This is a genomic window from Pseudochrobactrum asaccharolyticum, assembly GCF_003314995.1.
Taxonomy (GTDB): domain Bacteria; phylum Pseudomonadota; class Alphaproteobacteria; order Rhizobiales; family Rhizobiaceae; genus Pseudochrobactrum; species Pseudochrobactrum asaccharolyticum.
In genome coordinates this window covers 13,237-36,068 of the sequence record NZ_QNRH01000003.1, presented here as the reverse complement: position 1 = coordinate 36,068, position 22,832 = coordinate 13,237, and the positions used below count along the sequence as shown (strand labels likewise).

The following is a 22,832-nucleotide window of genomic DNA, read 5'->3' as shown; positions in this document are numbered from 1 at the left end:
TAAAAGTTATTCCCCGTAAAGTGTCCTGTTTAGATTTATCAATTTTCATATTCTTACAGCTCAATGTTCCCCGTTTTACGCTGAATTATCCGACACAGCATCTGCTCGCGGAGCTACCAAATAGCGCCATACCGCCACCAGCAGCTCCATTACTCCCATAATCAGCAAAGTATATAGCAGCGCCCGATAACCGCCTTCGACGATAATTTGCCCCCCGAGCAACGGGAAACCAAAAACACCAACAAAATAACAGAGTGAAAAATATACCAATACGCGGGAGCGCAAACTTTCATGCGTGGCGTTAACCGCCTGAGCCTGGATAAGCGGATAGGCCAAGCCATAGCTGAGACCAAGGAGCATAGAGCTCGCAGCATAGAGCGCAGGACTTGCGGACATTGTTGCGAACATGATCAATGACACGCACATTAATCCCAATAGGACGACCGTCGTTTTCATCGGCTCTTTTCGATTAACGAAGCCACTAATCAGGAAACGAGCGCCTATTACTGCAGCAGTATAGGAGACGTAGAAAATCGAATAATTTAACTCTTTAGAAGCTGCAAATGTCGTCTGAAAATTGACCATCGAGCTGAAAATACATGCTCCGAGAAAGACCATGATCAATGGGTATTTGGCAGGCGAGCGAGTAATGCGATGTAACGCATCAGTTTCTCCGCCAGGCAATGATCTGCGTTGCAGTGCGACCATATGGGGGAGTGTTCGTCCGGCACTATAGAAAAGCATCGCGCTTATAAGTGCCAAAACCACAGCAGCCGTAAAGACAAGCCAATGTGGTACCCCATACGCTAGAAACTCACGCGCTGCGACCGGAGCAAGACCCATACCAAGTGCATTGAATGCTGATAAAACGCTGAATAACACTGCACGATTGGCATCGGTAACCAACTCCGACAGCATAATCGGACCGATCGTGAATGTCAGTCCCCATCCTGCACCTAGCAGAAAACCGGCAACATAATACAGCGCTGACATATCCTGACTGAAAGCAAAGACTGCGGCGCCGAGCGCGTAAAACAGTGAACCGCCTGTAACGACAATATGCGGCTTACACAACTCCATGATCTGATTAGCAAAACCAACACAAAGCAGAGTACCGAAAGCACCAGAAAACAAAATGTTACCAATAATTGCTTCGTTGCCCCCGAGCGCTTTGACATAAAGCGGTAACGTAAAGAACAAGCCATAAGCAGTCGCAATGCATAGGCATGCAAGATAAACGAGTATGCGCGAGGTCGTATGGGAAGGCGAAGCAGTATGAACTGAAAAACTCATGTTTTATGCTCCTTTATGCAGCAATAGCCGCGATTATTTCTCCGCGCGAAATTTGGATTTATGTAGGCCGCAGTGACGACGCCCGAAACCAACCACAATATGTTTGCTGCAGATCTCAAAATTGAGCTGAATACGCACGATCAATTGTCCCTCGCGATAGTGCATATCCTCAACGTGCCGACCAAAACAGAGATTAGGAAACCGCCGAGCAACCCATGATAAATATTCAGAAAACTCACATATAAATGCGGGCTTTGCGGATCGGCGAACGAAACCAGGTCTTTGAGAAAAGACGTCCGTAGGCGCACATCCCGAAACAGTAGTCCCGGATGACATGAGCCGTTAATCTCCTTGATTTACAGACATTGTTGCTCAAGGGCAAAGCGCTGTCTGGATTATGCGGTATAAACACCGGCAGGATAAAAATACTCCGTCGGCGAAGCCCAGGAAACGAATATCCCAATCATTTGAAATCTCACCCCAATGTTTACATTGTGCAGGTGCGGGTCACATAATACATTTTTTGTCATTGGTTTGTTCATTTCCTGAAAGCGGGCTTCCGATGAAACTCTCTTTGCGACAAGTAAGATACATCACCGAAGTAGCTCGATTAGGTAGTATTCTGGCAGCGGGACAAACTCTTAACGTTTCTCAGTCTTCGATCATTGCTGCTATTAAGCTGGCTGAAGGAGATATGAATGCACTATTGTTCGAACGGCGGCCGTCGCGTGACGTGACAACGACGTCCGTCGGTGACCGCTTTATCAGTGCGGCTCAAACACTGCTTGTTGCCGAGGAAAACTTCGACCAGTCGCTATTATCACTCAGTGGTAAACAACTTCCAGAGATTAAAATCGGCTGTTTTGAACCATTTGGCTCTCTGTTCATGCCAGATTTGATCCGTGCCTTCTCTAATCGTGTGGGTACAATTAACGTTTCTCTTTTCGAGGGCGATCAAATCCAATTGCAACGTTGGCTAAGCTCAAAAATGGTCGATTTTGTCATTACTTATGACTTGGGCCCAAGCTTCAATGGCAATGTCACGCAAATCTGCCAGGTACCGCCACATGTTATGATTGCTTGCGGCGATGACTTGGAGAAGCGGGATATATTGTCACTCAGCGAAGTGGCAGATCGCCCGTTGGTTCTGCTGGATCTTCCACATACGGTAACTTATCTTCTTGCGTTGTTCGACACATTGGCGCTGCGCCCTAAAGTCGGTTTCCGCACGCGTTCTTACTCTACTTTGTGCCGGGCTGTTGCAGCCGGTTTCGGTGTCTCAGTTCTGAATATGCGCCCACTATTAGGAACCAAGAGTGATCATAACAGTGTAATACGCCGCCCGTTGATCGATACCCTGCCACAACCAGCACTTATTGTAGTGGAGGATTTGAGCGCGAAAAAGCCAGAATATACCCACTATTTCATTCAGGTTGTAAGGGATTTTTTCTATGCGCACGGATTTCCGATAACCGATAAAATTCCTGTACCGTCTAGTGCCGGCAACTGAATTTTCGTTATTCAATATCCAGACACATGCAACACACGATTTTCTGAAGACAACCTGACCGAACAATTTCTTACTGGTATCACAATAAAAAAGCTTCATGTCAGGTTACAGGCATCCGGCCTGCTGCCGGTTTTTCGGACACTAGGTTAAGCTAATCCCACCTTGGCTTCAAAGTCATTGGGGCTTAGATGACCCAGTGTCGAGTGGCGAGGCTTAGGATTGCAGAAGCGCTCAATGTAATCGAACACATCCGCTTTGGCATCATTCCTCGTCCTATATACCTTCCGTGCTGTTCTTTCCATTTTTAATGATGAGAAGAAGCTCTCCATTGCGGCGTTGTCCCAGACATTTCCAGATCGACTCATTGAGCATATAATTCCGGGATCTTCTATGAGACGCTGGAACTACTCCCTCGTATATTGGCTTCCTTGATCAGAATGATGCAGGAGCGCATCTGGTTTTCCCCGACGCCAGATCGCCATAATCAGTGCATCTGTGACGAGCTGAGCCGTCATACTGGCATTCATTGATCAGCCAACAAAACGACGTGAGAACAGATCGATGACTGCTGCGACATACAGCCAGCCCTCTGCTGTCCAAATATAGGTGAAGTCGGCTACCCATTTCTGGTTCGGACGATTTGCCGTGAACTGGTGGTTCAGCACATTTGGTATGATGAAAACATGATTCACCGATATCTTTTGGCAACCACGCCGCCTCGGCCTGGCTCTCAGCGCATTCAAGCGCAACAGCCGCTCGATACGATGAAGACCACAGCACACCCCTTCCACCAGAACATCGTGCCGGACTCGTCTGGCACCATAAGTACGGTCACTGGACTGAAAACTCTGCTTAATCCTTTTAAATAGCCCCGATTTTATTAGACACTCTTTGTCTTCATTTTGTGGTTCTGTTCAAAGTATACTGGTGACAACATACCATTTCTAACGTGTTTGCGTTGCGGGTTATAAAACATCTCAATATAATCAAATACGTCTTGCCTTGCTTCAGCTCGAGTTCTGTATGTTTTGCGCCGAACACGCTTTCGCTTCAGCAGATTATAAAAGCTCTCAGCCACAGCGTTATCATGACAATTCCCACGGCGGCCCATGCTGTGCTCAAGATTGTGCTGTTTCAGGAATGAAGCCCAGTCCATACTTGTAAACTGGGAGCCCTGATCTGAACGTATCATTACCTACTCTTTTGGTTTTCGTCGCCACACAGCCATCAACAAAGCCTGTAAGACCAGGTCTGTGGTTTGGCGCGATTGCATTGACCATCCGACAACGCGTCGAGAAAACAGGTCTATGACAACAGTCAGATAAGAAAACCCTTCATATGTCTTGATATAGGTAATATCTGGGACCCAAACCTTATCAGGCATGTCCACGTCGAACTGGCGATCCAGGGTATTGTCTATGACGATAGAAGGCTTGCCACCATATTTACCTGAGCGGCGCTTATAACCAATCTGAGCTTTGATACCTGCCAGCTTGGCCAGTCTCGCCACACGGTTTGGACAGCAGGTTTCACCATGATCTCGCAGATCATCGTGTAACTTGCGGTATCCATAGACCTTGCCACTGTCATGCCATGCATCTTTGAGCAGTTCTATCTGCCGGATATCTTCACTTGCTCGGTGACTGAAAGGCTGCTTCATCCATGCGTAAAATCCGCTTGGATGGACACAAAGCATACGGCACATGGCACCACATTGAAACGAACACGATGCGCCTTGATAAACGCGTACTTCATTTTGCATCCTGGGCGAAGTACGCGGTGGCGTTCCGCCGGGTAATCGATTCACTGGATCGATTACTAATCCGGCTTCAATTTAGTATGTCACGCTCCTCCGTGACACGAGCAAGCTCTTGCTTCAAGCGCCTGATCTCTGACAACTGATCATCCTGCGCTGCTGCTTTTTCAGGGGCGTTATAACGCTTCATCCAGCTATAAAGTGAATGTGTGCTTACGCCCAAGCGACGTGAAACATCTGCTACGGAATAACCCCGCTCAGTAATTTGTTGAATAGCATCGAGTTTGAATTCGTCGGTGAAATTAGCTTTACCCATCGTAAGCTCCCTGCCTCTTTTTAAGTCACAAGGTGTTTACAAATCTAGGGGCTATTCATATAGCCGCACATCCAGGTTACAATGGTCAGACTGAGATCACCCTGCCTTACAAACCAATTCTATGTGCCTGAAGATTGTTCACTTATCCGAAATTCTATCCCCTTTTACAATCGGGTTATAAATCTCCGTACTTTCTTAAAGTTGAAATTGAAATTCACATAGAGTGTATATTTTGTATCAAAAAAATAATTTGATTATTTTAATCATATTTTTAACTATCATGCCATAAGATTTATATTTAATAAAATAAATTAATTAATTAAAATTAATAATAATATCATTAACAGGTTGTACGGATATAGAAACCGCAAAAAATATAATCCCATATAACACCTCTGAAACAAATTTACTCCATATGTCTTCAGTATTTTACCTGTATTGTTGCAACATTTGAATTTTCCCCGATCAAATTAGGAGTATTAACTTCCAAAGAGGCCCCATAATTAATTATATAGACATCTCTACATCGACGGTTGGCCTTATAATGAAAAATGCAGATGAGGATTGCGATCTTCCTCAACCACACAGAAACAAAATGAAATCTTTTTTCGATTTTATTTACATGAACAATATTTCCTTTCACCACGTTGATGGTTTAAAATATATATGGATATACGACTATAAAATTAATGTACTAATTGGAATAATGGAAAATAAATAAAATCTATATTGAATAATTGAATAACAACGTTATTTACGTTGTCATCAAAAGGGATTATTACATCTCTTACACAACCCAGCTCCACCAATAATTTTTAACCTCCACAAATTCGGTATTCTGGAAATTAAAGCTATAAACTTGCTCAGGCACCTTAAATATGATTTAAAAGAGCAAGTTTAAATCATATATCCGTTGAACATATAATATTCCTCGCTTCGCGTTGATTTTTGGAGAGTTTTATCATGAGTGACTGGGGCCAACGTCTAGCGCTTATGTTTTATAATCACCGCAAACGCCTGGAAAATAGAGCCATACGCAGTGTCCATGATAAAGAGATAGCTGCAGATATTGTGCAGGATGTTTTTTCGCGGGTGCTGAATAGCGGAGCCGAGCGTAGCAACGATGAAACGGTGAAAATCCTCTATACCGCCACACGCAATGCAGCGATCGACCATGTACGGAGATCCCGCAGGCAGCAGGAACTTCTGGAATGCATGGCACCTGAGCAGATAGTGGGAAATGTTCTATCACCTGAGACAATTGTTGAAGGCAGACAATCACTGCAGAGTTTTGAAGACATATTACTGGAACTCGGTAAAATGACACGCGACATTTTTCTGCTGCGGCGTGTGCATGACATGCCCAATGCAGATATTGCCAAAAGATATGGCATATCGGTCAGCGCGGTCGAAAAACATATTGCCCGTGCGATGAGGCATTGTCAGAAAAGAATGTCTGATTTGTCCGAGTGAAGAATATAAAGTAACAGCATGAGCCGTAACTTCCGGCCAACAGCCGGAGCGGTGCCTTCTTCTCATTTGCCACTGTCCGGCAGTTCTGTCAGCCATTCATCGGGGACCAATGTCACATAATCATCTGCCATCGGAAGAACAGCGGGAGGCCGCAGCGCTTTGGTTCGCCAAACGTACCGGCAGCGCCTTGTCCCCGGTAGAAGAACTTGAATTTGAGACATGGCTGAATGAAAACCGTCTCAACCGTCTTGCTTGGGATGAAATGAGGGTTCTCTGGGCTCATCTGGAACAACCGGCAGAGCGAATAGCGCAGGCAACACCACCCCGCAGCGGCCTGACCCAGTATTTTTCAAGATGGCACAGCTGGTTAAAGCTGACCGGAGGTCTAGTTGCCACCACGCTAATCGTGCTGATAATCAATCCGCACTTTATTAACGATATTCAGGCTGATATTGTGTCAGGGCGTGAGATTGTTACTCCCGTCATCCTGCCCGACGGCTCCCGTGTGCAACTCGCGGCAAACACTGCCATTGCTTTCGAATTTAACCAGCGACAACGTCATGTCCGGCTACTGCGCGGCGAGGCTTTTTTTGAAGTAACACCCGGCAGTGCACCAGATTTTAGCATTGATATTGACGGTGATACGGTTCGGGTGATCGGTACACATTTTAATGTCGATCGTATTGCTGACAAAACCACCGTCCTGGTATCTGAAGGCATTGTATCGGTTCAAGGTGCACAAGATACCGCGCCTGAAAAAATTACCCAAGGTCAGGAAATTACACTGGCCTCCGGCACAGCCGGTGCAATCCGCAGCGGTAACATTGACAGTTCCATGGCATGGATGTCAGGTCGCTTAGTGGTGGACCAAACACCAGTAGGCGATGTGATTGCCACATTGGCACGTCACACTTCTGCAAAATTATATGTCAGGGGCAAGCTTAAGGAACAAATGATTTCCGGTACTTTCTCACTTGAAGATATTGACGGTTCGCTCGAGACAATTGCAGCGGCACTGAATGCAAAAATTAACCGTAATATCCCGTTTTTGACTATTCTTTATTAAACTTGCATGTTTTTATCATATTTTTAAAGGCGGTGCTGAGGTTTGACTACCGCTCATTCGTTTCATGAATAGGGACAAGTATCATCCCGTTCAGTTCGGAGAATGAGTTTATGGCGCGGCCATTGCATAGAAAACGCAACAACACTCTGTTTATCACCCTGTTGTGCAGCACAGCATTATTCAGTCAGCTTCCCTTCATGGCCGGAACTGCACAGGCACAAACAACGGCTGCACCGCAAAGCTATCAGTTCAATATTCCTGCCAAATCCATGTCTGTGGCGCTAGCAGAGATCGGCGCCGTCAGTGGCTGGCGCATTGCTTATGCTTTCAGCCTGCCTTCCACGGTCAAATCGATATCTTTATCCGGTACTATGACCGCGGAACAGGCTATTGACCGTTTGCTGAGTGGCACGGATATACGCTATCGCGTGACCGGCGCGCGTTCTATTATCTTGGAAAAACAAGATATTTCCGCTAGCGGCGGAGCAACACCTGCAGGTTCAATACAACTGAATACAATCACCATTGGTATCGGCATCAATCCGGCCAATGTCCCTTTTGAAACATCCGGTTCAAGTGTTTACCTGTCAGCCGAACAGATTGAAAATGTCAAAGGCACCTCCCCCGGTGATCTTTTCACAGGTATTGCCGGTGTAATGAATGGCGAAAACCGCAATTCCGGTTCGGTTGATGTGAATATCCGCGGCCTTCAGGGGCAAGGCCGTGCGCCTGTAGTTGTTGACGGCTCCATGCAGGAAACCACCGTCTATCGCGGCTATAATGGCGCTCAGTCCCGCTCTTATATTGATCCGGACTTTATTGGCTCTGTGTCCATTGAAAAAGGCCAAAGCACAGGTCTGGATGCCAATGGTGCCGTTGGCGGCATTGTGCGTATGGATACGATCGGCGCAAAAGATATTTTGCTGCCGGAAAACAATATCGGTATCCGGCTCAAAGGCGGCTTCAACACAAACAGCACTTCAGCGCCTGCACTCGGCACGCCTGGCGGTATTCGCGGTGCAGGTAATTATGGCGGTTCCCCAGTGCCGGATGAATTCGGCAGTCAGCAGGGTATGGATCGTCCGGCCTTTCTCACGCCAAGTGGTGGCTCCGGCAGTGTGGCCATTGCCGGCAGAACTGATAATTTTGAAGTTATCGGCGCCTATGCACGGCGTAAAAACGGCAATTACTATGCCGGCAAACAGGGAGATGATGCCGCCTATCCAATTATTACTGACACGAACAACAGAACATCTGTCAGCTATGGTGGGCTAAGCCAGTACCGCGCCGGAGAAGAAGTTCTCAACACATCTCTCGACAATGAAAGCTGGTTGCTTAAGGGCAAATATATATCCGATAACGGCCATGCGCTTGAGCTTGGTTACATGAAATATTCCAGTACCTATGGCGAGATCATGCCATCGCAAATCTGGAACACTTTCGGAAGCGGCCCATATCAAGGCTATCTGAATGATGTTGAACTTGATACTTATACAGCGCGCTACAACTGGAAACCCGATGACAATGATCTTATTGATCTGAAGATCAATGCTTATTACACAGATATGCAGCTGAAAATTAATTCGGCTATGAATAACGGAACCCAAATCACGCCGGTACTCTGGTATAATGCAACCAAACGTAAAGGCATTAACGCAGATAATACATCCCGTTTTGAAACCGCTTTTGGTGACTTGTCACTGAGCTACGGCATCGGCTTCTCGCGCGAAGATCTCGGCTATCCAGATGGTTATACCTATAAGCCTTCCGATAATATGGACCTTGGGCCCGGCCGCGAAGGACATCGCGATGAATGGAATGCCGTTACCTCTGCAGAATGGAAACCGACGGACTGGCTGACCTTCAGCCCGAGCATACGCTATTCTCATTATAAATCACTCGACTTTAATCCGGGACTGACAAATTCCCCGTCCGGTCTGGCTTATACTCATGGCGATCCGATCAGAAATTCTGACGGCGGCTGGTCACCTATGGCAACCTTGACTGTGGAGCCGCTTGACGGCTGGCGCATTTATGGCAAAGCAGGCAGTGCTTTACGCTCTCCGAGCGCCTTTGAAGCGTTGAAAGGTTTCTCTTTTGCCGATTTTGGTGACACTGTGAACGTTTCTCCCGAACGCAACAAATCCTACGAAATCGGTACAAGCTATCTAACCAACGGCATCTTTCTACCGGAGGATACGCTGCGTCTTCATGGGGCCTATTTCAATAACAATGTCAAAAATTTCCTGACACGCACCGGCGTACCAAAAGAAATGTTCCCTGGTTTCTATTATGAATATCTGACGCTTGTTAATCTCGATTATGCTAAAATGAGCGGCATCGAAATGACAGCGGATTATGATACCGGAAAATACTTTGGCGGTATTTCATGGAACCATTATCTAAAAACCATGTATTGCGCCAAAGACGGCACATTGCTGGCCAAGCGCACTCAATGTGCTGAAGGCGGTTTATATAATAGTTACACGCTGCAGCAGGTGCCGCCCAAAGATACGGTAACGGTACATCTGGGAGCACGTTTCTTCGATGAAAAACTGACCGTTGGCAGTCGTATCATACATGTCGGCAAACGCATGGTTGAGGGTATCGGAGATGGCAGCGAAGATACCTATATGGGTGGACAACTCCATGCATCTAAATGGAACCCACACACAATTGTCGACTTATATATGAACTATAAGCACGCAGAAAATCTGGAATTCAATGCTGGTATCGATAACTTGACTGACCGTTATTATATGGACGCACTCAATGCATCGCTTATGCCAGCGCCTGGCAGAACTTTCCGTTTCAATATGACTGCAAAATTCTAATGAAATAGCTTATTGCAATATTATAGGTTATGACCATAAATATTATTCATCGAATTATAAACATTCATTAATATAATAAAATATACCACGAAATAACTCATGGCAAAATAGCGATTTGCCATGAGTTATCCTTCTTTAAAAATGTAACTATCAACAATTACATCCATATTTATTAAAAATAAAATAGAATTTCATTTACCGAACGTGCTCTTCTACGCGTCTTAATATAAAATGGGGCTGACATAGATAGCTGAGAAAGGTTATTTTTGTCAGATGATTAGAGCAAGGCGGCGAAGCAAGATTCGGAAAAGTATTCAACTTGAGCTTTTAAAGTATTTTGCGCAAGCATCACGGCCCGCTCAGCCGTGGAATTGACAGGCGTCAATCGCAATACGACGATCCTGTTCTTCCATAAGCTGCGCGAAGTAAATTTCGAGAAATTGACTGCATCAGAACAGGGTTTGATGGGCGGCGAGATCGAAGTCGATGAAAACTATTTCGGCGGACGCAGGAAAGGTAAGCGCGGGCGTGGCGCAGCGGACAAGGTTCCGGCCTTCGGCTTTTGAAGCGAGGTGGTAAGGTTCATGTCGTTATCATCCCAAATGCCCGCACAGACACGCTTTTCCAATCATCAGGGACAAGGTAAGACCGGACTCCATTGTCTACACCGACAGTTTCAGTGCCTATGACATTCTTGATTTTTCCGAGTTTCATCACGTCCGGATTAACCATTCGGAACTGTTCGCCGAGGACATTAATTACATCAATGGGATTGAGAATTTCTGGAGCCAAGTACAGACTTTACCCGGAGGAACCTGCCAAGCCCAAAAATTGAACCACAGATCATGAATTCGCAGATCTCAAGATCTGCTGCTGCACGAATGCCAAGGAAGAGCCAACCTTAGCAAACACGTTGTTCCGCTGAAATTTCAAAAACTACAATAGCGGCTTATGCAGACACAGCGCTGCAATCTTAGAGCATTTTACCCTCAAGCTGGATTAACTTGACGTCGTAATAATGCGACAACTAAAAAGCTAGAACGAGCGCCATGATCCAATCTGAACGTAAACCGCTCCAGCCTGAATCCATTGAAAGACGCGTTAAATAAAGTTGGATTTTTATGGCTGGTGCTATAGAAACCCCTACAACTTTTGATCTAGCTCAATTAGATATTGCTTCAATTGCTAATTGTTTCCGATCACTATCATTTCGTATTAATTTATTCAGTTTATAAGTTCCGCGTCACGGCATCGGAACAAAGGTTCACAGAATGCAGCTCTTCTCCGTAAAGACCGTTACAGGTCTGTTGTATCGCATGCCTATCAAATCAACGACTTTCACAATTACAGCAGTACTTGCTGGCAGCCTCGCAATGAGTGGCTGTAGTACAGGTTATAACACTGCTCAGACCACAGCCACCTCAGTGACTAAAGTCGGTTATGGTGTGCCGACCCAAACCGCAATTATTACAAAGGCGGATGATATTAAAACGCCGCGTAGGCAACCAACGACACGTCCTGCAGTTTCCAAAACTGTAACCGCTCCGAAGCCAGCCAAAGTTGCTTCAGAAAATTATCTGGGACGTGCACCTTATATCTGCACACCAAGCGGTTTTGGCAGCAAAACCCGCTGCTTTAACAGAAGCTGACGCCAGAAGAACTCTCTGGCGTCAGCTCATAGTCAGTTAGAGGCCATAGCCGGCATCATACGCTCCAACTGTCGGCTCACATAATCACCCCGGCGGAATTTAGTAATTTCATCACCTTTTCTCGCCGGTGCGTGTTTGAAAATATACCAGTCACCGTCCGGCTCTTTTCGCTGATAAATCACGCCGTTCTTTTCGCGATGGCTGAAACAGGTTGTTGCCGGAAAACTGGTACCTTTTTCATACCATGTCGCACGGAAACATAATTTTCCGGGATCCGTGATAAACCAGATGCCCTGCCCCACAGAAGCATTGCGGCCTTTGCCGGACCATGCCTTGAATTGCCGTTTTGATACGGCAAAATAACCGGCACCATCTTTCCATATCCATGAATTATGGCTGTAAATCCGGTAGATCTCAGAATTGCTGAGCGGTTTAGCCGTATCTGCACCAGATGCTGCCTGAGCTGTCACACCCGCAGACGTGCTCAACCCCACCCCGCAAATTATCGCTGTTATAAGTGTTATTGAACGAAACACTGACATAATTGCCTCCATCACGCTCAGACGGCGTGGCTCAATTCGTGGGTGTGTTCACAACGCGCCATTCAGGCTTTCCGAAACCGTCCGGCCACGGATAAACTTCACGGTCATTGAAATAGACCACGGTTTTTAGTTCAGGAAATTCCGGATGGGTCCTGGCAACATTCTCAGCCCAATTCCGGATATATGAGGCGTCACCGTCATAACCCAGCTCAGCGACCCAGATCGGTTTGCCAAAACCTTTTACACGGTCATAGCCCGGTGCCAGACGTTCCGAGAAAGTCTGATCCCCGCCCTTGGTTGCACGATCATATTTTTGGTAACCGAAGACGGAAAGACCAATAATATCAACATAGTCATCGCCGGGATAAAAGGCCTGAAGCCCCTCATTGCCTTTTGGTGACCACATATATTTGGCATTTGGCAGGCTTTCCCTGCACACACGCACCATACGCTGATACGCCTTTACATATTCGTCAGGCTGCCAATGCGCCCAGGTAAACTGGTTGTCTGTTTCATCCATTTCCTGCGCCCAACGGATGATGACCGGACTTTTCAGTTTTGCAGCTTCCGTGCAGACTTTAGCCATATAGACATCCCGCTCCCCGTTCAGAATACTCTGCAAAAGTTGCGGTGAGGAAATACGCCAGTCCGGCGACCACGACCATGGCTCGACCGAAATCAGCAGCGTGCGGCCGCGTTTGAGCGCGTAATCATCAGCAAGCGTCAATGATCCCAGCTCGACATCTTCCCACGGCAGAAACAGATGTTCGATTTTTGAATTTTTATCATCCCCGAAGTCCCCGTGCGGATCATACGCACCGAAACCGACCGATGCCTGCGTAATCACCGGACGCTTCGTGGATGGCTGATCTTTGGTTGCTGACATCTCGTTAGGGATACCGAGCGGAGTGCTGCTTGCGGCGTAAGCAGTACCGGATAACATGACCCCGACGAATGACAATGCAACGATTTTGGATATCTTACCCATTGCCTTTCTCCTGCCTTAATTTGCACCGTTCGAAGCCTGTGCAGAGAACGGTTGCTGTTTGGCATCTGCCTGTTGTGTGAGCGGCTGCAGCTTTGCCAGCTGTGCGCTCACAGTGTCCTCAGCAACAAGTTTTTTGAACTCATCACTGTCTGCGGCTTTGGCATGTTTAAAAACATACCAACTGCCGGAAGGTTCTTTCTTCTGATAAATCGTGTTTTCATAAATGCGGTGGCGGAAGCAGCTTTTACCGGCTTCTTTGCCCTGCTTTGCCTGAATGCCATACCAGTCGGCTTTCAGGCACATCAGCCCTGTATCACTGAGTACCCAGCGCCCTTCAGCCCAGCGGGTATCATCCCCTGAACCCGACCAGCCGATAAAGGCACGGCCTTTATCCTGCATGCGGCCTGCGCCGTCCGGCCATTGCCAGGTTTTATCCCGGTAAAGCACATAGAGCTCTACAGCGGTCATTGCTCTTGCCTGCGCGGGCACTTTGACCGGTTCTGCGGCACCGGCCGGTATTACGGGCACACCCAACATTGTCAGTGCGGCCAGCACAACACCAAACCGGTGTACGCCTGCACCATATTTCTGAATTCTGATCTTGTTGTTATCTCTGCTCATAGCCTGCTTCTCCCTGCTGTTCCGGCTTTTTCATCATTGCCGGTGTGAAGCCTGCCTCTTGCGCCCCGTCCCTGAAGGACAGGCTGTGTTTCCTTGTGATTTCGGGTAGGTTTACCAATCATCGTGATACGGAAGCCCGCTGCCTCTGCACTCTCCTGAGAAACAGCATTACGCAGATCAACAAGAACGGGTGCATTCATGCGTTTTCTTAAGCGGGTCAGATCCAGCCTGCGGATACAATCCCATTCTGTCACGATAACAACGGCATCCGCATTGCGTGCACATTCATAAGGATCATCAATCAAAGCCACATCATCCAGCATCTGCGCGGCATTCGGCATTCCCACCGGATCAAAAGCGCGTATCGTTGCCCCGAAACGCTGCAAAGTCTCAATCAGAGGAACGGACGGTGCCTCACGCATATCATCCGTATCCGGCTTGAATGTCAGGCCAAGAACCGCAATGGTCAGCCCGTCCACATCACCGCCGACAGCATCAAGCACCTTCAGCGCCATTTTGCGCTTGCGTGCTTCATTCGCTGTCACGGTTTCCTCGACTACCCGCAGGGCAACCCCGTAATCCTGAGCGGTACGCAACAAAGCCAGCGTATCTTTCGGGAAGCAGGAACCGCCATAACCGGGTCCTGCATTCAGGAAGCAGGAACCGATACGCCGGTCAAGACCGATGCCCAGTGCCAGATCGCTGATATCACTGCCTGCCAGTTCGCACAGGTCGGCCAGTTCATTCATGAAGGTAATCTTGGTCGCGAGAAATGCATTGGCTGCATATTTAATCAGCTCGGATGTACGCCGTCTGGTAACCACAACCGGTACATCATGCGGTGCAAAGACATCGCGATAAAGCTGCATCAGCACGGTCTGTGCATGCATATCCTCAACACCGATCACCACGCGATCCGGCTTCAGAAAATCCGGAATAGCTGCGCCTTCACGCAGGAATTCCGGATTGGAAGCAACCGAATAACTGCCGCGGCGGCGCACCGAGCCGATAATCTTATCAACAGCATCACCGGTGCCGACCGGCACAGTCGACTTAACGACAACCACAGCTCCCTCGGCAAGATGCGGCGCAATCTCTTTAGCTGCCATATAGACGAATGACAGGTCCGCATCGCCGTGTCCTGCACGCGCCGGTGTGCCGACAGCGATAAACACAATATCCGCATCTTTGACTGCTGCGGCCAGATCACAGGTGAAAGACAAACGTCCCGCCTGATGATATTTACTGACCAGCCCGTCCAGTTCCGGTTCATAGATCGGCAGGATGCCCTGATTAAGTCCGGCTATTTTTGCAGCGTTCTTATCGACACAGATAACGTCATTGCCCCAATGTGCAAAACAGGTGCCGCTGACGAGGCCGACATATCCGGTTCCTATCATCGTGATTTTCATGATCTGCAACGCCCTGAGGCGCCTCCCTGTTATAATTTCCTAGAGCATTTCAGTTTTTATTAAATCCGATGAAATGCTCTATCTCTTTGTTTTTGCGCATATCTTATCCGAAAACCGGTTCCCACTTTTCGGAATACGCTCTAATCTTCCGATATGTTTGTTGATGCGCCGGAGCGCCAATGCGGTCTGAATGTGGTTATGCGCAGCGATTGTCCGCCGACACCGGCACCGGCTGCCGAATAGCGCTCATCAAAAAGCCGGACATGTTTTGCCCCCCAGGCAAGCACTTCGAGGCTTTCACCTCCCCGTTCAAAAGTCGCAATTCCGGGCAGAAGGATGAGAGACAAAACGGTCGCCAACACCGCCGGACGGTAATAGCGCGTGGTCATACGCACTTTGTTTTCCATACTGTGCCGCACCAGCACCACAATCAGCAGCACCGCATAGGTCACGCTGTTGAGAATGGCGAACAGGTAGAAGCCACGGCTTTCTCCGGCATCCGGCACAAGAAACACCGCTAATACGGAACCGAGCGCAACAAAGGCATAGGGAACCAGAACTCTGAACGGCAGCGGATCAACCTCGGATGTACCCTTCGGGGTCACGCGGAAATCCACGAAAGATCCGGTCATCCAGTCACGCAATGCCGCAACCGATCCGGCCAGTGCCCAAGGCCAGCGGGCGAGCAAAAAGAGCGCGCTTTCCCAGCTCAAAATTTTACCATTCTCAGGCCGGAATGTTCCGGTTGCCCGCCAGCGATAGGCGAAGACCAGCAGGATCAGCGACAGCGGCACAAAATGCGAGAGAAAATCAGGATATGTAACAGCCACGAAATTCTCGCCGCGAATAAGTGCAATAACCGGCATCGCAAAAAGTGTTGCTGTAAGCAGAGAAAACAGCGGATACCAGAGTTGCGAAAACAAAAACTGAAAACGCAGTCGTGCTGGCAGACGCGGGATCAGATCCGGAGAATACTGCAGCAGGATCATTACAATGCTGCGTGCCCATTGAAATTCCTGCGTAATCAGATCGCCGAAAGTGCGGGGGCCATCACCATGTGCAATGGCATCAATCGCGTGAACACCGCGCCAGCCAAAAGCATTCATCATCAGCGTTGTGGAATGATCTTCAGCCAGTTCGGGCCCAAGCCCGCCAATTTCCCTGAGCGCTATCGTGCGCACAGCGTAATGGGAACCGATACACATTGGTGCAAAGCCACCGCTATAGCCTGCCTGCAAAGAGCCGTGAACATTGGCTTCGGCATAGAGCCTGCCCCGTGCCGACCAGCTTTCCGCAGCATTGCGGTCGCAGATACTGGGTGCGGAAACATAACCCACAGCCGGATCGGCGAATGGTCGTAACATCTGCCAGAGATAATCCGGTTCAGGCACATGATCGGCATCAAGCTGCGCAACAAAATCATAGCGCGCATAACCGTAATGATCATAGAAAAATGCGAGATTGCCTTCTTTACAACGCGTACGGCGTGGCCATGTCTGCCGGTGATAATCAGCGCGGCCTTTGCGTGTCGACACGAAAACCCCGTGCGTGCGGCACCATGCCAGTGTTTCTGGTGATGGGTCCTCATCCGCAAGCCAAGTATCATGCGCCTGTGTCTGCGCAAGCATCGCCAGCAAAGTTTCAGCGACAATGGAAAACGGCTCTGACGGTGCTTTCGTGACAACCATCGCAATCCGGCTGTTCTCCGGTATGCGCAAAGCCCCGACAGGCCTTACTGCATAGTAAAACATCCCCAGAAAATAGGCCGGCAGTAATGTGAGCCATGCCAGAACAGAGGTTGCTATGATACTGCCGAAAACACTGACATGATGTGCCGGTTGCAGCCACCAAACCCAGAAATAGATAAAAGCAGCCAGCCAGAGAATAACGCCGATAATGTATTCTACCCGCATATATCCCTGAAAAACGGATACCAGCAGCGGCTCACCATTGAGTATGAAAGATTTTTTTCCGTTTCTGACAGGAGGGTTCATAATCGTGCCTCCAGTCCGAAGAAAGGCGCCGCGGTACGGACAATCGTAGCCATATCCGAATAATGCGGCTCAAAATCAAGCATATGGCGTGCAAGAGCGGGATCGGCATAAAGAGCCGGCGGATCGCCTGCGCGGCGTGGACGAATAATAACAGGCACTTTATGACCGGTTACTTTGTCAATGACACTCAGTATCTCAAGAACAGATGAGCCATGCCCTGTTCCGAGATTGACGGCAAGATTATCACCACCTCCGGCAAGATAGTCATAAGCCAGCACATGCGCCTGTGCGAGGTCGGTGACGTGGATATAGTCCCGCACACAAGTACCGTCTTGCGTATCGTAATCATCTCCGAAAATCTCAAGCTCTCTGATTTTTCCTGCAGCTGCCAGCAGCGCACGGGGAATGAGATGGGTCTCCGGATCATGCCATTCTCCCAGCTCTCCCTCCGGATCCGCTCCGGCCGCATTAAAATAACGCAGAGCCACATAATGCAGGCCATAGGCAACAGCATAATCTGCCAGCATATGCTCGGCAGTCAGCTTGGTCTGACCATAGGGGCTGACAGGTAATTGGATCGCAGTTTCCGCAACCGGAAGCGTGACCGGCACTCCATAGGTGGCACAACTCGAAGAGAATATGACTTTATCCAGCCCCGTCTCACGACAAGCATCCAGTAAGGATAAAGTCCCGCAAACATTGTTACGATAATATTTTGCCGGATCTTCAACGGATTCCCCGACATAGGCGGAAGCAGCAAAATGAATAACCGCAACCGGCATATAACGCAGGATTGTTTCCGTCAGTAACATCGTGTCCAGAATATCCGCCTGAACGAGTGGCCCATAGCGCACAGAAGACCGATGTCCTGTTGACAGATTATCATAGACAACCGGCTCAATACCCCGCGCCTTCAGAAGCTTTGCTGTATGACTGCCGATATATCCGGCTCCGCCTGTAATCAAAATGCGCTTTGCTGTCATTTGACCATCTCCCGTAATTCGGGAGCAGAAAGACTGAGGCGGCTTTCAAAATAAGCAATCGTCTTCCTCAAACCTTCGGTCAACTGAACCTGTGGCTGCCAATCCAGCTCGTGTTTTGCAAGCGCAATATCAGGGCGACGCTGACGCGGATCATCAATGGGAAGCGGGTGATGAACAATACGGGAGCGCGAGCCAGTCAGTTCTATCACCGTTTTTGCCAGATCACCGATCATAAATTCCGCCGGATTACCCAGATTAACCGGCCCTGTCACGGATGTATCTGCAGCCATCATACGGACAAAACCGTCAATCAGATCATCTACATAGCAAAAAGAGCGGGTCTGCGTACCATCCCCGTAAATCGTGATGTCTTCACCCTTCAACGCCTGCACAATGAAGTTGGAAACCACCCGTCCGTCATCCGGTCGCATACGCGGACCATAAGTATTGAAAATACGAACGATTTTGATTTCTGTGCCATAGGCCTTATGAAAATCAAAAAATAAGGTTTCCGCACAACGCTTACCCTCGTCATAACAAGAGCGCGGGCCAAACGGATTAACATTCCCCCAATAGGTTTCGACCTGAGGATGGACATACGGGTCGCCATAGACCTCCGATGTAGAGGCCTGAAAAATACGGGCGTTGTATTTTCTGGCCAGTGTCAGCAGACCATGTGCGCCCAAAACGCTCGTTAGCGTGGTGTGAACCGGATCAGCCTGATAATGCGGCGGTGATGCCGGACAGGCCAGATTATAGATCTCATCCGCTTCCAGATCGAATGGCGTGACAATGTCATGCGAGATAACACGAAACGTATCAAAGCTCAGCAGATGCAGAATATTCTGCATATTTCCGGTCGAGAAGTTATCAATACAGACAACCCGATGCCCTGAGCGGAGCAGACGTTCACAGAGGTGCGAACCGAGGAAACCGGCTCCGCCTGTAACGATAATTTTTCTCTGCAATATATCCCGATGAACAGCATACAACATCCGTGCAGATGCTCTCTCGGACAGACTGCAGACGAGAGAATTAACCTCACCCATCTTCATCTCCGTCAAGATAATGTTCTATGTTTGCTTATGTGAAAATCAGATATTCATAAATTCAGAAAAATTTAATCAAATTACTCAAGTTATAAACTGTATTTTAAGAGTAATAATTTTATATACTATATAACGGTGCAACATTGGGATGTCGTTATCACAGCATCCTGAAAATTATCATTTTGTGCATTTCTTATATAATATGATAAAATAATAGCTGATCATCCTGTGAAAAGACTTCACAGGTTCTCACTGCCTGATCGACAGTGAACAGGAGAAACCGGATGCATAAGCAGTCTGACACTCCGACAGAAACCAACGGCTCACTGTCCGCAGAAGCAACATGGCCGCAGATTGAGCGCCGCCGTTATCCGCGCAATGGTGACGGCATCACGAAACCGGTTGCCCTTCCCTCTGCAGCACCACCCGTGCCATCTTTACATTTTTCCACCCAAGGCCTGCCGCCAGCAGAACAATTTAAAGCCTGGCGTGCCTATATGCAGCCGATTATTGATGTGCAGCTGCCCGACAATGTTACCCTTGAAGACGGTTTCATCGTGTCACATACAGTATGGCATTTAGGCCGAATGTTACTTGTCCGGCAACAGAGCGACGCTTATAGCTATGCCCGTACAACAGCTCAATTGCGCTATAGTCCGATTGATCATTGGTATCTGGGACTTCGCCGCAGTGGTGAGGCATGGACAGAGGTTGACGGCAAAGTCATTAAAACCGGTTACGGGCGCGTTGCCTTCCGCACACTCGGTCATCCATACAGGGGGCGCTGTACCCAGTCTGAGATCATATTACTTTATATGCCCTATAGCCTGTTTTCCAGCGAAGCAGGCCTCTTTAAATCAGTCAATAATTGCATTCTTTCGGGAACACTCGCAGAATTACTGGCCAGTTATCTGGGGCAAGTAGAAGCACATTTATCGTCTCTGACGCTGAATGACTTACCTGGTATTGTGCAAACCATCAGAAATATGATTGCAAACGGTCTTGAACCCTGCCTCCGCTCAGACCCCGAGCATACAGAACACTCCGCCTTTGGCACGATGGAACGGGTGCATCACTACATTCATCATAATCTGCACGATCCGCAGCTGACAGCAGATAAAATCTGCCGGTCTGTGGGAATGTCCCGTACCCGTCTTTATCAGCTTTTTGAGGGTCGTGGAGGCGTCTTGAATTATATCCGTAAACAGCGTTTGCAAGCCGCATATGAAAAGCTGCAAGATCCTGCCAATCAGGACAGGGTACTCGACATTGCTCAAACAGCCGGATTTGAAGTTGCAGCAAATTTCACCCGCGCCTTCACCAGTGAATTCGGCATAAGCCCAAGCAAAGTGCGCAAAAGCTTAGCGTGTTTCCCTTCAGAAAATACAGTGGCAACGACCTCGGACAATAAACAGATCAGTTTCGAAAACTGGCTGCGTAATCTTGATTTGTAGCCTTTAGTATCAACAGCGGCTTACACCAAAATTACTGCATCTATCTTCAATTCTATCTGACCTACATACGCATTTTATACATATGTATTAGCCACCACCATAGTTCTAACCAGATCAGAAAAAGCAGATCGGTCGCTAGCAAATGGAACCCGGACGAGACCTATATGAAGGTCAAAGGCAAATAGTTTTATCTCTACTATGCCATTAATAGTAATGGCGATACAGTTGAGTTTTTCTTTCAGCAGAGCGACCGCTGTGCCAGCAACCCACCGCCGACACGATCAGAAAGAAAGCCCGCACGCGTGACGTGTTACGCAAATCCTTATGTGTAATTAGCCACAATTCTCTGGTCAGCTCATTAAGCGTCTTCAGAATTCGCTCGATATCGAATTCCTGATCGCCAAGATAGCAAGGCGGAAGCACGCCCCCCCCCAAACCCGCTTTCACCGCCATGAGCTGGTATGAGACTGCTGGTACGATAGGAAAAAGCGTGGGGCGATATGTTCTTCGTCAACCACTTGGATGCCGCCGCGACAGCATCGCTATCCCTGAATAGCCCCGCTCAGTAATTTGTTGAATAGCATCAAGTTTGAATTTGTCGGTGAAATTAGCTTTAGCCATCGTAAGCTCCCTGCCTGTTTTTTAAGTCACAAGGTGTCTACAAATCTAGGGGCTATTCACTTCCGCCTCGTACATTGGCCTCACAAACGCCTCAATAACAGAACTGAGAATAGCCCCCTGGCGTTTCGTAAACGGGAGCGAACCATACAAGGTTACCGATCTTCCGCAGCGTTCGAGGTATTGAGAATTGCAGCTTGTATCGTCTGAAAAGGCAGAAGCCCGCATCAGGCTCACCATTCACACTTAACGCAACAACACCCTCTATAGTATTTCACGCTCAAGCAGTGCTATCAGCCAATCTGCAAAAACTTGAACACGACGCGGGAGATGCCGGCGATGTGAATAAAGTAGTGTCATTGGCAGCGGTTCCGCACGATGGTTCGGCAAAACTTCAATCAGCTCACCTGCCCTGATATGATCGCGAACATCATAAGCCGGTATCTGAATAAGGCCGAGATCTGCAAGACAACACGCAATATATGCTTCAGCTCCATTAACCGTTACACGACTACGCATCGGCAGATTACGTAAGACATCGCCGTCCATCCACTCCCACTGCTCAACCCGTCCAGTGGATGGCGAAGCATAATTCACTGCCCAGTGCTCTTTTAAGTCCTCCACAGTATTCGGGGTACCATGTCGGGACAGATAGCCAGAACCAGCAACATTAATAAGGGGCAGCTTGCCAACATTACGTGCGATTAAACCGGAATCGGACAAAGGCCCGACGCGCAGCACACAATCAACGCCCTCACCAATAAGATCCACGGCACGATCCGTCACACCAAGTGTCACATCAATACCCGGATATTCTTCAAAAAAACACGGCAAAGCCGGCGAAACAATCAGGCGTCCAATCCGCCCCGGCACATCGACCCGCAGAGATCCTGTCGGCCTGACATTCTGCCGGAAGATACCCTCAGTCTCCTCAACATCAGCGATGATACGCAGACAACGATCGTAAAAAGCAAGCCCGTCGTGTGTAGGAGAAACCCTTCTTGTTGTGCGATACAGAAGACGGGCACCAACCCTGCCCTCCAACTCAGCAATTGCAGCCGACACAGAAGAACGTGGCAAGCCCAGCAGATCGGCAGCACGAGTGAAACTTGCCGCATCGACTACACGGGTAAATATGCGGAACAGATCGATACGGTCCAAGCTTAGTTCAACCTATTGTTCGTGATTTCTGACATATGATGGCAAAATAACACTCTTTATAGGCGGGTTCCAGACGATAAATTATTTGAAAGCAGAACGCTACAACGCTGTAA

15 protein-coding genes and 4 pseudogenes are annotated in these 22,832 nt (G+C 48.2%); 7 read left to right on the top strand and 12 right to left on the bottom strand.

Features of this window, described 5'->3' with window-relative positions:
* Positions 1-75 precede the first annotated feature (75 nt).
* Together DFR47_RS08700 and DFR47_RS22330 are read right to left on the bottom strand one after the other, a co-directional pair.
* A complete protein-coding gene (locus DFR47_RS08700) occupies positions 76-1,293 on the bottom strand; it encodes an MFS transporter (protein WP_113944038.1) in 1,218 nt (405 codons plus the stop codon).
* Between the two features lie 33 nt (positions 1,294-1,326).
* Positions 1,327-1,613 (bottom strand): annotated as a pseudogene (locus DFR47_RS22330) (SidA/IucD/PvdA family monooxygenase).
* A gap of 242 nt (positions 1,614-1,855) precedes the next feature.
* On the opposite strand from DFR47_RS22330, the gene DFR47_RS08685 reads away from it, so the two are divergent.
* Positions 1,856-2,803, top strand: a complete 948-nt coding sequence (locus DFR47_RS08685) for a LysR family transcriptional regulator (protein WP_170137464.1) — start codon at positions 1,856-1,858, stop codon at positions 2,801-2,803.
* 146 nt (positions 2,804-2,949) lie between these two features.
* Here the strand turns inward: DFR47_RS08685 and DFR47_RS08680 are convergent.
* Both DFR47_RS08680 and DFR47_RS08675 read right to left on the bottom strand, forming a co-directional pair.
* A pseudogene (locus DFR47_RS08680) lies at positions 2,950-3,672 on the bottom strand (IS3 family transposase); the annotation flags it as partial.
* Positions 3,673-3,683: 11 nt separating this feature from the next.
* Positions 3,684-4,875: pseudogene (locus DFR47_RS08675) on the bottom strand (IS3 family transposase).
* Positions 4,876-5,838: 963 nt separating this feature from the next.
* Here DFR47_RS08675 and DFR47_RS08670 point away from each other — a divergent pair.
* The 5 genes and pseudogenes from DFR47_RS08670 to DFR47_RS08650 all read left to right on the top strand — a co-directional run bounded on the left by DFR47_RS08670 (position 5,839) and on the right by DFR47_RS08650 (position 11,897).
* Positions 5,839-6,348 carry an RNA polymerase sigma factor gene (locus tag DFR47_RS08670; protein ID WP_113944034.1) on the top strand — a complete coding sequence of 170 codons (510 nt, stop codon included), beginning with the start codon at positions 5,839-5,841 and terminating at the stop codon, positions 6,346-6,348.
* A gap of 109 nt (positions 6,349-6,457) precedes the next feature.
* On the top strand, positions 6,458-7,414 hold the full coding sequence (locus DFR47_RS08665) for a FecR family protein (protein ID WP_113944033.1): 957 nt from the start codon (positions 6,458-6,460) through the stop codon (positions 7,412-7,414).
* A gap of 110 nt (positions 7,415-7,524) precedes the next feature.
* On the top strand, positions 7,525-10,248 hold the full coding sequence (locus DFR47_RS08660; protein ID WP_113944032.1) for a TonB-dependent receptor: 2,724 nt from the start codon (positions 7,525-7,527) through the stop codon (positions 10,246-10,248).
* 347 nt (positions 10,249-10,595) lie between these two features.
* Positions 10,596-11,046 (top strand): annotated as a pseudogene (locus DFR47_RS08655) (IS1595 family transposase); the annotation flags it as partial.
* Positions 11,047-11,519: 473 nt separating this feature from the next.
* The gene (locus tag DFR47_RS08650) at positions 11,520-11,897 is read left to right on the top strand and encodes a hypothetical protein (RefSeq protein ID WP_245416511.1); all 378 of its coding nucleotides are present in this window, start codon (positions 11,520-11,522) and stop codon (positions 11,895-11,897) included.
* A gap of 32 nt (positions 11,898-11,929) precedes the next feature.
* Here the strand turns inward: DFR47_RS08650 and DFR47_RS08645 are convergent, their stop codons facing one another.
* From DFR47_RS08645 to DFR47_RS08615, 7 genes are all read right to left on the bottom strand, one after another.
* On the bottom strand, positions 11,930-12,439 hold the full coding sequence (locus DFR47_RS08645; protein WP_113944480.1) for a DUF995 domain-containing protein: 510 nt from the start codon (positions 12,437-12,439) through the stop codon (positions 11,930-11,932).
* 31 nt (positions 12,440-12,470) lie between these two features.
* Positions 12,471-13,427: a glycoside hydrolase family 26 protein gene (locus DFR47_RS08640; RefSeq protein WP_113944031.1), complete on the bottom strand. Its 957-nt coding sequence runs from the start codon at positions 13,425-13,427 to the stop codon at positions 12,471-12,473.
* 15 nt (positions 13,428-13,442) lie between these two features.
* Positions 13,443-14,048 carry a DUF995 domain-containing protein gene (locus DFR47_RS08635; protein ID WP_245416510.1) on the bottom strand — a complete coding sequence of 202 codons (606 nt, stop codon included), beginning with the start codon at positions 14,046-14,048 and terminating at the stop codon, positions 13,443-13,445.
* The gene (locus tag DFR47_RS08630; RefSeq protein ID WP_113944030.1) at positions 14,045-15,460 is read right to left on the bottom strand and encodes a UDP-glucose dehydrogenase family protein; all 1,416 of its coding nucleotides are present in this window, start codon (positions 15,458-15,460) and stop codon (positions 14,045-14,047) included. Before DFR47_RS08630 ends, DFR47_RS08635 begins: the two co-directional genes overlap by 4 nt.
* A gap of 140 nt (positions 15,461-15,600) precedes the next feature.
* Positions 15,601-17,454, bottom strand: coding sequence for a glycosyltransferase family 2 protein (locus DFR47_RS08625; protein ID WP_113944029.1), 1,854 nt, complete (start codon positions 17,452-17,454; stop codon positions 15,601-15,603).
* A complete protein-coding gene (gene galE, locus DFR47_RS08620) occupies positions 17,451-18,437 on the bottom strand; it encodes a UDP-glucose 4-epimerase GalE (protein WP_113944028.1) in 987 nt (328 codons plus the stop codon). The genes DFR47_RS08625 and galE overlap by 4 nt, the downstream gene beginning before the upstream one ends.
* Positions 18,434-19,432 (bottom strand): UDP-glucuronic acid decarboxylase family protein, encoded by a 999-nt coding sequence (locus DFR47_RS08615; RefSeq protein WP_113944027.1) that lies wholly within the window; start codon positions 19,430-19,432, stop codon positions 18,434-18,436. Before DFR47_RS08615 ends, galE begins: the two co-directional genes overlap by 4 nt.
* Positions 19,433-19,770: 338 nt before the next feature.
* Between DFR47_RS08615 and DFR47_RS08610 the strand changes: the two genes are divergently transcribed.
* Positions 19,771-20,940, top strand: a complete 1,170-nt coding sequence (locus tag DFR47_RS08610) for a helix-turn-helix transcriptional regulator (protein ID WP_113944026.1) — start codon at positions 19,771-19,773, stop codon at positions 20,938-20,940.
* Between the two features lie 882 nt (positions 20,941-21,822).
* Here DFR47_RS08610 and DFR47_RS08600 read toward each other — a convergent pair.
* Complete coding sequence (locus tag DFR47_RS08600; RefSeq protein ID WP_113944025.1) at positions 21,823-22,719, bottom strand: LysR family transcriptional regulator; 897 nt, start codon at positions 22,717-22,719, stop codon at positions 21,823-21,825.
* Positions 22,720-22,832 lie beyond the last annotated feature (113 nt).